Below are 13,834 nucleotides of genomic sequence, written 5' to 3' on the forward strand. Positions count from 1 at the left end.
TTGTTGCGGGGGCAGGTGGTTCAGCGGGCTTGGGTGGCCGCGAGCTCTGGCGGTTGCGGGCTCTGGCGGTTGCGGGCTCTGGCGGTTGCGGGCTCTGGCGGTTGCGGGCTCGGGCGGTTGCGTGCTTGGGGATGTTGCCGGGCTCGGGCGGGTTGGCTCTCGGGCTGTTGGCCGGGCGCAGTCGCTGGTGCCGGTGCCGGTGCCGGACGCCGCCCTAGTGGCCGGGTCAGCGTGGGCGTCCTGACGCCGACCGGCATTCGACGGGAGTCGCCTGGGCGGGCTGCGCGCGTCGGGGTGGCGTCAGGTGACGCGCGGTCGCAGGGAACGCATCGCGGGCTGACCGAAGCCGCGCAGAGCCCGCTGCCACCGCGCCGAGCCTCGCCGCCGGGCGCGCTCCCGTCTTCCCGGCGTCGCCCTGCAGGGACGTCCCCCGCCCCACCCACATCGCCGTACCGGGCGCCGCTCCCTCCCGGCCGGGGACAATGACCCGGTGCGGTACAGGATTCTGGGCGTCGCCCAAGCGGAGGAGCACGGCGTCGCCGTCCGTGTCGGCGGTGGGCGGCTCCGTGCGCTGCTCACCGCGCTCGCCCTGCGCCCGGGCCGCGTCGTCGCCCCCGGCACGCTGATCGACGAGGTCTGGGCGGACGACCCGCCCCGGGACGCCCCCGCGGCGCTCCAGGCCCTGGTCGGCCGGCTGCGCCGCGCGGTCGGCAGGGACGCCGTCGCCTCCGAACCCGGCGGTTACCGTCTCGCGGCCTCGGACGACGACATCGACCTGTACGTCTTCGAACGCCTCGTACGCCAGGGGACCGACGCCCTCACCCGCGGCGACGCCCCCGCCGCCGCCCGGCACCTGGACGAGGCCCTCGGCCTGTGGCGCGGCCCCGCCCTCGCCGACCTCCCCGACCGCACCGCCGCCGCCCGCGCCGACGCCCTCCACCTGGAGGCGACCCGCACCCGCGTCGAGGCCGCCCTGTCCCTGGGCCGCGCCCACGACGCCGTACCGCGCCTGCGCGAACTGACCGCCGCCCATCCCTACGACGAACCGCTGCACGCCCTCCTCATCCGCGCCCTGCGCGACACCGGCCGCGCCGCCGACGCCCTCGCCGCCTACGACACCGCCCGCCGCGCCCTCGCCGAGGGCCTGGGCACCGAGCCGGGGCCCGGCCTGCGCGCCCTGCACGCGGAACTGCTCGGCCCGGCGAGGGGACCGGCCCCGACGGGAGACGCCGGGGCAGGTGCGTACGGGGCCGGGGGCCCCGGGCCGGGTGTGGACGCGGTCGCTCGGCCTGACCGGGGCGTCGGCCTCGGTCGGGATGCCGGGTCCGGTGCGGACGTGGCGGGATCGGGCGCGGGGATCGCTCGGCCGGGCCAAGGCAGCGGCGCTGCTGGGGCGCCCGGGGCCGGGGTTGGTGCGGTTGGGTCGGGTGCCGGGGCCGTTCGGCCTGGTCGGGACGGCGGCGGTGGCGGGGTCTCCGGGGTCGGGGTTGGTGCGGTTGGGTCGGGTGCCGGGGCCGCTCGGCCTGGCCGGGCCAGCGGCGGTGCCGAGCCCGCCGGATCCGATGTCGGCGCGGTGGGATCCGGTGCCGAGGCCACGCGACACGGCCGGGGCGTCGACGGCGCCGAGTCCTCCGGGTCCGGTACTGGCGTGATGGGGCCGGGTGCCAGGGCTGCTCGCCCCGGCCGTCGGAGCGGCGACGCCGAGTCCTTCGAAACCGGCGTCGGCGCGGCCCCATCCGGCGCCGAGGTTGCTCGACCCGGCCGGGGCAGCGGCGTTGCCGAGCCTCCCGGCACCGGAGCCGACGCTGCCGGAGCCGAGGCCGCCGGTGTCGACCCCGCCGGGACTGACGCCGCCGGGGCCGACGCCGCCGGGGCCGACGCCACCGGGGCCGACGCCGCCGGGGCCGACGCCGCCGGAGCCGACCCCACCGGAGCCGACCCCACCGGGACTGACGCCGCCGGGGCCGACGCCCCCGGGATCGACCCCACCCCCTCGACCCCCTCGACCCGCCCCACCCCACCGACACCCACCACCCCGCCAACCCCACTCACCCCACCCACCCCTCACCCCCACCGCCCCACCAACCTCCGCCCCCGCCTGACCTCCTTCATCGGCCGCGAGCAAGAGCTGACCGCCCTCCGGGCCGACCTGCGCGAGGCCCGGCTGGTCACCCTCACCGGGCCCGGCGGGTCAGGGAAGACGCGCCTGGCCGAGGAGGCCGCCGGCGGGCACCCGCATGCCTACCTGGTCGAACTGGCCGCGCTCGACCACCCCGAGGCCGTACCCGGCGCGGTCGTCAACGCGCTGGGACTGCGCGAGACCGTCCTGGTGAGCACCGACCGCCCCGCCCCGCAGGACGACCCCGTCGCCCTCCTGGTGGAGCACTGCGCGGCCCGCGGCGGCGATCTGCTGCTGGTCCTCGACAACTGCGAGCACGTCATCGACGCCGCCGCCCGCCTCGCCGAGACCCTGCTCACCCGCTGCCCCGGCCTCACCGTGCTCGCCACCAGCCGCGAACCCCTCGGCGTCCCCGGCGAGGCGGTGCGCCCGGTCGAGCCGCTCACGCCCGCCCAGGCGCACCGCCTCTTCGCCGACCGGGCCCGCGCCGTACGCCCCGACGCGGACACCGTGCTCGACGGCGACCCGGCGGCGGTCACCGAGATCTGCCGCCGCCTGGACGGCCTCCCGCTCGCCGTCGAACTGGCCGCCGCTCGCCTGCGCGTGCTCACCCCGCGCCAGATCGCCGACCGCCTTGACGACCGCTTCCGCCTCCTCACCTCCGGCGCCCGCACCGTGCTGCCCCGCCAGCAGACCCTGCGCGCGGTCGTCGACTGGTCCTGGGAGCTGCTCGACGCGGACGAACGCCGGCTGCTGCGCGAGGTGTCCGTCTTCGCCGGCGGCTGGGAGCTGGACGCGGCGGAGGCCGTGTGCACCGGACCGGTCGCCGAGCTGACCGGCTCGCTGGTCGACAAGTCCCTCGTCGTGGCGTCCCCCGGCGCCGCCCACGACGGCACCGGCATGCGCTACCGCATGCTGGAGACGATCCACGAGTACGCCGCCGAACGCGCCGCCGAGGACCCCGCGGGCCGGACCGCGACCGAACGCCGGCACCGCGCCTGGGCCCGCGCCCTCGCCGAGGAGGCCGACCCGCGGCTCCGCTCGGCCGGCCAGCTCCCCTGGATCGCCCGCCTGGAGGGCGACCTGGACAACATCCGCGCCGCCCTGGACCGTTCCCTCGCCGCGGGCGACGAGCCGGAGGCCGCCGCCCTCTGCCTCGCCATGGGCTGGTTCTGGTGGCTGCGCAACTACCGCCAGGAGGGCCTCACCTGGCTGGACGCCGTCCTGCGCCTGGGCGTCGCCCTGGACCGTGGCCTGCCGCCGTCCGCCCGCGACACCACCAACGACCCCGTCGACGACTACCTCGCCACCCCGGCCGAAGAAGACGCCGACGCCCCGCGCCACCCGCTGCACGACACACGTACGGACCTGCGCATGTGGCACCTCTTCCTCCGGGTGGAGGCCGGCCCGGGCGACCAGTTCCCGGACGAGGACCGCATCCGCCGCTACGTCGCCCGCCTGCGCGGCCACTTCGCCGCGGGCGGCCCGGCGGCGGCCCGGCTGCCGGGCCTCGTCTGGCCGCTGCCCGAGTTCTTCGTGGCCGACTCCCGCGACGCCCCGCAGCACCGCGCCGTCATGGACGCCGCCGTCGCCAACGCCCGCGCCCACGGCGGCGACTGGGAGGTCGCCGTCAGCCTGATGTTCCGCACCCACGCGCTGGTCGACTCCCCCGGAGGCGCCGCCGAGGTCGACGACGACCTGGCGGAGCTGCGCCGGCTCAGCCGCGAGGTCGGCGACCGCTGGGTGCGCGCCCAGGTGAGCAGCGCCGCCGGCGAGGCCGCCATGGCCCGCGGTCGCTACGCGGAGGCCAGGGCGGCCTACGAGGAGGGGCTGCGCCTCGCCCACGAGGTGGGCGCATACGCCGAGACACCCTTCCTGCTCGCCCGGCTCGCCGAGATCGCCTACCACCTCGGCGACCGCCCGGCCGCGCACGCCACCCTGGACGAGGCCGCCGCCGCCACCGAGCGGTACGCCGCCCCCGACGCCGCCGCCTTCGTCCTGGCGATGCGCGCCCAGCTCGCCCTGGACGAGGGCGACGTGGCCCGGGCCCGCGCCCTGTGCGACGGCGCCCGGGAGAAGGTCTCCTGGGGCACGCCGCCCGCGCAGTTCCTGGTCATGCTTGACCTGGTCGACACCCTGGTCACGGCCGCCGGGCAGGATCGTGACCCGGCGCTGCGGATGCTGGCCCGCACGGTGCGCACGGCGGTGGAGAAGCGGTGCGCCGACGGCATCATGGCCGCCCTCGCGGACAGCGCGGCCGGCCTCCTCGGCGACCTCGGCGACGCCCCGCGCGCGGCCAGGATGCTCGGCGCCGGGGCCCGCTGGCACGGGGACTTCCCCTACTCCGTGCCGCAGCGCGCCCAGACCGACCGGACCGGGGCCGCTGCCCGCAAGGCCCTCGGCGAGGACGGCTACGCCGCCGAACACGCCCGGGGCACCGCCCTCACCGCCGACGAGGTCCTGCGCGAACTGGACGACGCCGTCCGCGCCCGCGCCGTCGCCCCGGCCGTCAGGCGCAGCTGAACCGCGACTCCGCCCAGTCCGCGAGGGCCACCCCGCCCAGCGGGTCGCGCGGCTCCACGACCAGCCGCACGGTGCGCCGCCCGGCCAGGCCGACCCGGACGGGCCGCGCGGGGTCGCCGGCACTGACCGTGCCGGAGTTCCACAGCCGCTCCCCGTCCGCGTACACCGAGAAGGCGACCTTGCCGAGCTTCGCGGACAGGTCGTCCACGCCGACCAGCGCCTGGTAGGCGGAGCAGGACCGGTTCAGGTCGATGGTGACGGAGGAGCGGCCGGACACCGTGACGCCGTGGGCGTACCGCGTGCCCGCGACCGTCGGCGCCGTCCGCTGCCACACCCAGCTGCTCTCGCCGAGCCGCATCTCGGGCCCGGTGCCGTCGCCGACGACGTCGTACGCCAGCTCGCTCCAGCGGTAGTCGGCCGGGGCCGGGGGAGGCGTCGGGGCCGGCGGTGACGGCGGGGGCGGGGTGGGGCTGGGGGTCGGCTTCGGGGCGGGTGCGGGCGGGGGCTTGGGTTTCGGCTTCGGCTTCGGCTTCGGCGCGGGTGGGGTGGCGCGGGGCGTGGGGGGTGGCGTGGGGCGCGGGGTGGGGGTCGGCCGGGGAGCCGGCTCGGGCGGCCGGGGCGGTGGCGGCGGGGCCGGCGCGGGGGTGTCGGGGGTCGGCTGCTCGGCCGCCGGCGCGGAGGCGGGCGGCGGGTCGGCCTTGGCGGGGTGCCGGGCCGGGTCGTCGTTCCCGGCCAGGGCGAGGACCAGGGCCGCGGCGGCGGCCACGGCGACGACGCCGGCCGCGATGCCGGCCTTGACCGGCGCCCCGAGGCCCTCGGAGCCGGCCGCGCCGGCACCGCCCCCGCCGGCCGAGCCGCCGGTGGCCGCGGCGGCACCCGCCGCCCCGGCTCCGGCGCCGCCGGCGATGAGCCCGGCCGCCTTGGCGTACCCGGCGGCCCCGAACCAGCCGATGACCGCGACCGGCACGACGCCCGGGATGCCGCCCGCGACCTCCTGGAGCTGGCTCGCGGCCAGCCGGCAGCGGGCGCACTCCTCCAGGTGCTTGCGCAGCCCGCGCTCGGCCCGGGTGCGCAGCCGGCCGCGGGCGTACGTGCCGAGCCGGTCGGCGTAGCGGGCGCACTCCTCGTCGGCGGCCAGCGCCTCGCTGACGTGCGCCTGGAGGTACGCCTGCTTCAGGCCCTCGCGGGCGCGGCTGGCCAGCACCCGGGTGCCGTTGGCGTCGAGGCCGAAGAGCACGGCCACCTCGCTCGGCGACTCGTCCTCCACCTCCGTGTGCCAGAGCACCGCCTGCCAGCGCTCGGGCAGCGACCGGAAGGCGCGCATCGCCATGGACTGCTCGGCCTCGTGCAGGGCGCGCGCCTCGGCGCCCAGCTCCAGGGTGTCGTCGTCGGCCTTCGGGGCGTGCGCGGACTGCGCGGCGAACACCGCGAAGTCGTCCACCAGATGCTCCCGGCGGGCCGTCCGCGTCCAGCCGGCGGCGACCCGGCGCACCGAGGTGAGCAGATAGGCGCGCACCGCGTGGTCGGGCCCCGCCCCGTGCCGCACCGCCTGCAGCATGCGGGCGAAGACCTCGGCGGTCAGGTCGTCCGCGGTGTGCCCGTCCCGGCAGCAGGTACGGGCGTACCGGCGCACCGGCTCGGCGTGCCGCCGGTACAGCTCGGCGTAGGCCGCGTCGTCGCCCGCCCGCATCTGGTCGAGCAGCTCGGCGTCGGCGGGCGGCAGCGGGCCGCGCGGCGGCGGCAGGACGCCGTCGTTGTACGCGTCGTAGGCATCGTGGGCGTCGTACGCCTCGGGCAGCGCCGGCACGGGTGGCGCGGGCGGTGCGGTCGGCGCCTCGGCGTCCTCGGACCGCTCGCGCTGCTCGTACCGCCCCCGCTGCCCACTCTGCTCGTGCCCGCGCTGTGCGGGGACACCGGGCCCGGCCGGCCCACCGGTCGCGCCCCGACCACTTGTCCGGTCACCGGGCGCATCACGATCCCCGCCCCGGTCACCGCCCGCATCACGATCCCCAGCCCGGTCACCGGGCGCGCCCCGACCACCGGCACGGTCACCGCGCGCCTCACCTCCCTGGCCCGGGACCTGCGGTCGCGGCGGGTCGTCGGGTCCCGCGCCACCGTCGCCCCGCGGCTCGTCCCGCCCCTCGACGCTCATCGCGGAAAGCCTCCGCCCGCTGTCCCACCAGTCCCGAACATCGGGTCAGGCTGCCACAGGGCCGGACGGCCGCACCCCCGTTGCCCGGACCGTCACCCGTCCGTGGGGTTCTGCCGCCCCGCAGTACTGACGTGCGCCTGTTCGGGGAAGGAATGGGGGCCGCCCGCGAGGGCCCGGGGAGGACCTAGGAAGCGTCTCCGGCCGGCCGGAAGCGCAGGCCCTCCAGGAGGATGTCGAGGAGCCGCGAGGAGGCCGCCGCCTGCTGGGCCGCGTCCGGCAGCGAGGGCGCCGCCGTGGCTATCACCAGCAGGACGTCCGACACCGACACCTCAGGGCGCAGCTCGCCCGCCGCGCGGGCCCGCTCCACCAGTCGGCCCACGACGTCGAGGAGTGCCGCCACCCCGGCGTCCTCCGGCCCGCTCACCGCGCCCGCGCCCGGCACCTCGGCGGCCACCGCCCCCTCCGGCACGAGACGCAGCTCGGCCGGGCCCGACTCCCCGCGCTGCTGCGGCACCCGCAGCTCACCGGCGGCCGGACCGGCGCCGGCGCCGTCCTCCGCGACCCCGACCCGCAGCACCCGCGGCGGCAGCAGCCGCCCGGCGCCGGAGGCCACCGAGGTGCGCAGGAAACGGGCCAGCGCCGACCACGGCTCGTCCTCCTGCCCGAGCGCCGTGCGGGCCTGCTCGGTCAGCCGCGCCGTCTCCTCGTCGGCTATCCGCCGCACCAGCACGTCCTTGCTGGGGAAGCGCCGGTAGACCGTGCCGACCCCGACCCGGGCGCGCCGGGCCACGTCCTCCATCGGCGCGCCGTACCCCAGCTCGCCGAAGACCTCGCGCGCCGCGCGCAGCACGTGCTCCAGGTTGCGCTGGGCGTCCACACGCAGCGGTGCCGTGCGCGGCACGTCGCCGCGTCCGTCCCCGCGTCCGCCGCCGATCGCCGCGTTCACCGCGCCGCCGGCCGTGACCACGGCCGCCGCTGTCGACGCGGACGAATAGCGAGATTCCTGAACATGCATGACCCATCCCCCGGTAATGACGTCTCCCCCCGGAGACCTACCCCGTCGTAAAGAGCCGGAGCATGTGTGGGGAACGGAGCCCGTTCACCGGTCCGCCCGTCACGGACCCGAAGAGCGCTTTCCCCCACACTCCGTGGAGACGAACATAGTTGAGTGGGAGTCAATTCAGAAGGGGCAGTCCCGGCACGGCGCCGCCCCCGCGCGCCACCTGCCTCGCCCGCATTCCCCGTCCGATGCCGCGCGCCCCCCTGCCCACACCGGCTGACCTGCACACGCGCGTCGCGCAGTGGCTCTCCGGCCACCTGCGCGCCCCCACCCCGAGCGGTCATACGAATCGCGCAGCCTGTGGACAAACCGAGGTGTCGGGTGCGTCATGGGAGGGTGAAGGAACGTGCGCGCATTCTCGTTGTCGGCGGCGGCTACGTCGGGATGTACACCGCGCTGCGCTTGCAGCGCCGGCTCCGGGACGAACTCCGGCGCGGGGAAGCGGAGATCACCGTCGTCTCCCCGGACCCCTATATGACGTACCAGCCGTTTCTGCCCGAGGCGGCGGCCGGCTCGATCTCCCCGCGCCACGTCGTCGTGCCGCTGCGCCGCGTCCTCGGCCGCTGCCAGGTCGTCGTCGGCGAGGTCGAGGCCGTCGACCACACCGCCCGCACGGCCACCGTCACCACCCTCGCCACCGCCGAGGAGGGCACCGGCGCCCGCCGCCTGCCCTACGACGAACTCGTCCTCGCGCCCGGCTCCGTCTCCCGCACCCTGCCCGTGCCGGGACTCGCCGAGCACGGCGTCGGCTTCAAGACCGTCGAGGAGGCCATCGGCCTGCGCAACCACGTCCTGGAGCAGCTGGACATCGCCTCCTCCACCCGCGACCCGGCCGTCCGCGACGCCGCCCTCACCTTCGTCTTCGTCGGCGGCGGCTACGCCGGCGTGGAGGCGCTGGGCGAGCTGGAGGACATGGCCCGCTACGCCGCCCGGCACTACCACAACGTCGCGCCCGACGACATGAAGTGGGTCCTGGTCGAGGCGACCGGCCGCGTGCTGCCCGAGGTCGGCGCCGACCTGGGCCGCTACACCGTCACCGAGCTGCGCCGCCGCAACATCGACGTCCGCCTGGACACCCGCCTGGAGTCCTGCGCCGACCGGATCGCCGTCCTCAGCGACGGCACCCGCCTGCCCACCCGCACCGTCGTCTGGACGGCCGGCGTCCGGCCGCACCCCCTCCTCGCCGCCACCGGCCTGCCGCTCGACGCGCGCGGCCGGCTGCGCTGCACCGCCCACCTCACCGTCGAGGGCGCCCCGCACGCCTGGGCCGCCGGCGACGCCGCCGCCGTCCCCGACACCACCGCCGACCAGCCGGGCGGGACCTGCGCCCCCAACGCCCAGCACGCCGTCCGCCAGGCCGCCGTCCTCGCCGACAACCTCGCCCGCACCCTGCGCGGCGAACCCCTGGAGAGCTACGCCCACCGCCACGCCGGCTCCGTCGCCTCCCTCGGCTTCCACCAGGGCGTCGCCCACGTCTACGGACGCAAGGTGAAGGGCTACCCCGCCTGGTTCATGCACCGCGCCTACCACCTCAGCCGGATGCCCACCGTCAACCGCAAGGCCCGCGTGCTGGCCGAATGGACCCTGGCCGGCCTCTTCAAACGGGAGATCGTCTCCCTCGGCTCGCTCGAACACCCCCGGGCCGAGTTCGAACTCGCGGCCGGTGGAAAGCCTTCCCAGGAGCCCCCGGGCAACCCGAAGGGGTCGTCCTGACCGCGACGCGGAACTACCCGGCCCGGACCGGCGTCTGACGGATGCCGGTCCGGCGGCGCCCTGCCAGACTGTCCACCGTCACGGGCGGGCCACCGCCCCACCCCGCGCGCGGCCCCCGGGCCACGGTCGGGCCCCGGTGCCGGCCACCGACAACTACACGAGGCAAGGATTCGTGAACTTCACGCGCTGGAGCGCCCGACTCCCCGGAACGCAGCGCCGCGCCGCAGCGCGGACCGACCCGGCCGTCACCCCGGCCGTCCTCCCGGACCGGCGCGGAGACGGCTCGCTGCCCGCCGCCCGCGCCGAACAGCTCACGGACGAGCCGCCGCCCCTGCCCTGCGTGGACGCCCTCCCCGTGCGCGACGTCCTCGACCATGTCCCGGCCCTCGTCGCCCTCCTGCACGGCCCCGAGCACCGCGTCGCCTACGTCAACGACGCCTACGCCACCGCCTTCGGCCGCCGCGCGCTCGGCGACCGCGCCCGCGAGGCCCTGCCCGAGCTGGCCGAACTCGGCCTCTTCCCGCTCCTCGACCAGGTCCAGCGCAGCGGCAGACCCCGGACTCTGAAGTCCCGCAAGGCCCCCGACGGCCGCTCCTACACCTTCACCTGCACCCCCGTCACCGACCAGGGCACCTGCGGTGTCCTGGTCTTCGCCACCGACGTCACCGACCACGCCGAGGCCGCCGAACGCCTGCGCGCCAGCGAACGCCGCCAGCGCGAGACCGCCGTCACCCTCCAGCGCTCCCTCCTCCCGCAGGAACTGGAGTCACCCGACGACCTGCGGGTCGCCGCCACCTACCACCCCGGCGGCACCGAGGCCGCGGTCGGCGGGGACTGGTACGACGTCATCACCCTCGGCGGTGGCCGCACCGCCCTCGTCATCGGCGACGTCATGGGCCGCGGCGTACGCGCCGCCGCCGTGATGGGCCAGCTGCGCACCGCCGTCCGCGCCTACGCCCGCCTCGACCTGCCCCCGCACGAGGTGCTTCAGCTCCTCGACGGCCTCGCCGCCGAGATCGACGCCAACCAGATCGCCACCTGCGTCTACGCCATCCACGACCCGAACGAGGGCCGGCTGGTGTACGCCTCCGCCGGGCACCTGCCCATCCTGGTCCGCGACGAGACCGGCACCGTCCGCCGCGCCGACGAACCCACCGGACCGCCGCTCGGCACCGGCGGCTGGATGCACGCCTCCGGCTCGGTCGCCCTCACCCCCGGCTCCACCGCCGTCCTCTACACCGACGGCCTGGTGGAGCGCAGGAACGAGGACCTGGACGAGGGCATCGCCGCCCTGGAGCGCGCCCTGGCCGGCGCCACCGGAACGCCCCAGGTGATCTGCGACCGCCTGGTCCGCTCGGCGGGCGTCACCGCGGATCACTACGACGACGTGGCCGTCCTGGTCCTCCAGCACCCCGCCCGCACCGGCCCGGAGGCGGAGCTGTTCCGCAACGCCGCCCTGGAGCTGCTCGGCGGCGTGGAGGCGGCACCTCGCGCGCGTGCCTTCGCCTCCGGCGTGCTGACCAGCTGGCGCTTCCCCGCCGACCTGCACGACGCGGGCGTCCTGGCCGCCAGCGAACTCGTCGCCAACTCCCTCCAGCACGGCACGCCCCCGATGCGGCTGCGGCTGCGCCGCACCGACCGCCGGCTGATCGTCGAGGTCACCGACGGCGACGACCATCTGCCCCGCCGCCGCCAGGCGGAACCCGGCGACGAATCGGGCCGCGGCATCGCGATCGTCGCGTCGATCGCCACCAACTGGGGATCCCGCCGCGTCCCCGGCGGAGGCAAGGCGGTCTGGTGCGAGTTCGTCCTGCCGAGCCGCTGACACCGCCCGCCGGGACGGCGAGCCTCACGCCTCGGCGGACGCCACGGTCTCGGCCGGGGCCGCGCCGCCCTGCGTGACCACCCGGCTCCGGGCCAGCGACGGCTGGTTCTGCACGTCGGTCAGCAGCCGCCCCAGCCGTATCGCCAGCCAGGTGATGCCGAGCGAGCACAGCAGGAACGCCACGACGTACGGCCCGTGCAGCGACGCCCCCAGCGGACCGCCTACGGCCGGACCGATCGCCAGCGCGAGCTGCTTCACCAGGGCGAAGGCGGAGTTGTACTGCCCCGCCATCCCACTCGGCGCCAGGTCGGCCACCAGCGGCGCCAGCGTCGGCGACAGCATCGCCTCACCAAGACCGAACAGCGCGTACGTCGAGATGAAGGCGGCCGTCGCCATGGTCTGGCTGCCGTGCCCGAGCCCCGCGTATCCGGCCACGGCCCACGCCACGGCCCAGAGCAGGCCCACGGCCGCGATCACACGCGAGCGCTTGCGGCGCTCCACGAACTTCAGCACCGCGAACTGCGCCACCACGATCATCAGCGTGTTCGCCGCCAGCGCGGTCCCCAGCGCCGAGGTCGATATCCCGGCGGCCTCCACGCCGTACGCGCTCAGCCCCGACTCGAACTGCCCGTAGCAGGCGAAGAACAGCACGAAGCCGAGGACGCACAGCTGCACCATGGCCCGGTTGCCCGCCAGCTGCCGCCAGCCGCTCCCGCCCGACTGCCCCGGCACCGCCTCGACCCGCGGCGCGCGCGGCATCCGCACGGTCGCCATCACCACGACGAGGAGCAGGAACATCGCCGCCTCGATCGCGAACAGCAGCGTGAAGGACGCGGCGCTGGACGTGTCGACCAGATGACCGCCGATGAGCCCGCCGACACCGAGGCCGAGGTTCTGCAGGAAGAACTGCGTGGCGAACGCCCGCGACCGGGTCTCCGAGGGGGAGCAGTCCACGATCATCGTGGCGAGCGCCGGCTGCATCACGGCCTGCCCGGCCCCGAGCGCGGCTGCCGACACCAGCACGGTGGCGGCGCGGTCCGCCACCCCCAGGCTCAGCGCGCCGAGCGCGGCGGTGACCAGGGCGGCGAGCAGCACCGGCAGCGGGCCGCGCCGGACGATGGCCCGCCCGGCGAACGGCAGCACTATCAGCGCGGCCACGGCGAAGACGGCGAGCACCAGCCCCGCCGTCATGGCACCGAGACCCCTGACCTGCGCCACATAGACGTACAGGTAGGGGACGGTGAAGCCGAGTCCGAACGCGCTGAGTGCGTTGCCCACATGAATCCGGCGCATTGCTGCGCCCATCGCCCTGGTCACGTTCACCCTCTCTTGGGTCAGCTCCAGCCGTTAGGACTGAAGACTTAGAAGCTAAAGTTCGAAGCTAAAGACTACATGCCGAAGGACTTCGAGGCAAAGGGGCCGCGTGCCATACTGCGGGCCATGGGTGACACCTCCGGCGCCGGCGCCGAGCCGACCCTCGACGAACAGATCGCCGCCTACCAGCGCGAGTTCCGTGACCTGGACCCGCAGGTCGAGAAGATCGTCTCGGCGCTCTCCCGCCTCAACCGGCGCATGAACGTCGCGTACGGCCGCCAGACCGCCGACCTCGGCATCAGCAACGCCGAGTGGGAGGTCCTCAAGGCCCTCGTCCTGTCCGGCGACCCCTACCAGCTGGGCCCCGGCGAGCTGGCGAAGCGGCTCGGTCTCACCCCGGCCGCGATGACCCACCGCATCGACCGCATGGTCACGGAGGGCCTGGTCACCCGGGAGCGCGACGAGTCCAACCGGGTGCGGGTCATCGTGGAGCTGACGAGCGAGGGGCGCGAGAAGTGGCTGGAGGCGATGCGGCTGGCCACGGTCTTCGAGGAGGACCTGCTCCAGGACCTCTCCCCGGGCGACCGCTCCGCCCTGGGCGACGTCCTCACCCGCCTCCTCCGCCGCGTGGAGCACGCCCAGCCGGACGCCGGCGGGCGGCTCAGCGACCTCGATTAAAGATCTTGACAGGCAGCCCTTGACAGCCACCTGCCGGATCCGTAGGGTTCTTCGAGTTGCCACGGAGCCGTAACGGTTCTTCGGCAGCACCTTCCGCCGCACCAGCGGCAACCAAACCACCAGCTACAACTCCCACTGGGAATGACTTCGGCGTGCCCGAATGCCAATTCGAGTGGATTAGGAATCGCTCAGCGAGTCCGCTAGGGTTTGGAACGTCGGAACGGCCCAACAGCCCGGAAGACAACCCCCTCTGACGGGGAATCAGAGCCCGAAAGGATCTGATAGAGTCGGAACCGCCGGAAAGGGAAACGCGAAAGCGAGAACCTGGAAAGCACCGAGGAAATCGGATCGGAAAGATCTGATAGAGTCGGAAACGCAAGACCGAAGGGAAGCCCGGAGGAAAGCCCGAGAGGGTGAGTACAAAGGAAGCGACCGTTCCTTGAGAACTCA

General features: G+C 75.8%; 7 protein-coding genes. 4 read left to right on the forward strand and 3 right to left on the reverse strand.

The annotated features are described in order from the left end of the window. Positions 1-490: 490 nt before the first annotated feature. Positions 491-4,642 carry a BTAD domain-containing putative transcriptional regulator gene (locus ACGFZL_RS05905; protein ID WP_393689561.1) on the forward strand — a complete coding sequence of 1,384 codons (4,152 nt, stop codon included), beginning with the start codon at positions 491-493 and terminating at the stop codon, positions 4,640-4,642. Here the strand turns inward: ACGFZL_RS05905 and ACGFZL_RS05910 are convergent. Both ACGFZL_RS05910 and ACGFZL_RS05915 read right to left on the reverse strand, forming a co-directional pair. After that, entirely contained in the window at positions 4,629-6,794 is a 2,166-nt protein-coding gene (locus ACGFZL_RS05910; protein ID WP_393689563.1) for a sigma-70 family RNA polymerase sigma factor, read from the reverse strand. The genes ACGFZL_RS05905 and ACGFZL_RS05910 overlap by 14 nt on opposite strands. 184 nt (positions 6,795-6,978) lie before the next feature. Then, positions 6,979-7,809: a TetR/AcrR family transcriptional regulator gene (locus ACGFZL_RS05915; RefSeq protein WP_393689565.1), complete on the reverse strand. Its 831-nt coding sequence runs from the start codon at positions 7,807-7,809 to the stop codon at positions 6,979-6,981. A gap of 381 nt (positions 7,810-8,190) precedes the next feature. On the opposite strand from ACGFZL_RS05915, the gene ACGFZL_RS05920 reads away from it, so the two are divergent. Continuing rightward, on the forward strand, positions 8,191-9,567 hold the full coding sequence (locus ACGFZL_RS05920) for an NAD(P)/FAD-dependent oxidoreductase (RefSeq protein ID WP_393689567.1): 1,377 nt from the start codon (positions 8,191-8,193) through the stop codon (positions 9,565-9,567). Positions 9,568-9,739: 172 nt separating this feature from the next. Beyond that, positions 9,740-11,392, forward strand: a complete 1,653-nt coding sequence (locus tag ACGFZL_RS05925; protein ID WP_393689569.1) for a SpoIIE family protein phosphatase — start codon at positions 9,740-9,742, stop codon at positions 11,390-11,392. 24 nt (positions 11,393-11,416) lie between these two features. Here ACGFZL_RS05925 and ACGFZL_RS05930 read toward each other — a convergent pair whose 3' ends face one another. Next, positions 11,417-12,697: an MFS transporter gene (locus ACGFZL_RS05930; protein WP_355168711.1), complete on the reverse strand. Its 1,281-nt coding sequence runs from the start codon at positions 12,695-12,697 to the stop codon at positions 11,417-11,419. Positions 12,698-12,832: 135 nt separating this feature from the next. Between ACGFZL_RS05930 and ACGFZL_RS05935 the strand changes: the two genes are divergently transcribed. Further along, a complete protein-coding gene (locus tag ACGFZL_RS05935) occupies positions 12,833-13,384 on the forward strand; it encodes a MarR family transcriptional regulator (protein WP_355168669.1) in 552 nt (183 codons plus the stop codon). Positions 13,385-13,834: the final 450 nt, after the last annotated feature.

Origin of the sequence: Streptomyces sp. NPDC048182 (genome assembly GCF_043202555.1) — a bacterium.
Lineage (GTDB): Bacteria > Actinomycetota > Actinomycetes > Streptomycetales > Streptomycetaceae > Streptomyces.

Excerpts from the sequence above, each read along its gene's own strand:
- ACGFZL_RS05935 (WP_355168669.1), top strand. The coding sequence starts at position 12,833 with ATGGGTGACACCTCCGGCGCCGGCGCCGAGCCGACCCTCGACGAACAG.
- ACGFZL_RS05915 (WP_393689565.1), bottom strand. The coding sequence starts at position 7,809 with ATGCATGTTCAGGAATCTCGCTATTCGTCCGCGTCGACAGCGGCGGCC.
- ACGFZL_RS05910 (WP_393689563.1), bottom strand. The coding sequence starts at position 6,794 with ATGAGCGTCGAGGGGCGGGACGAGCCGCGGGGCGACGGTGGCGCGGGA.
- ACGFZL_RS05930 (WP_355168711.1), bottom strand. The coding sequence starts at position 12,697 with ATGGGCGCAGCAATGCGCCGGATTCATGTGGGCAACGCACTCAGCGCG.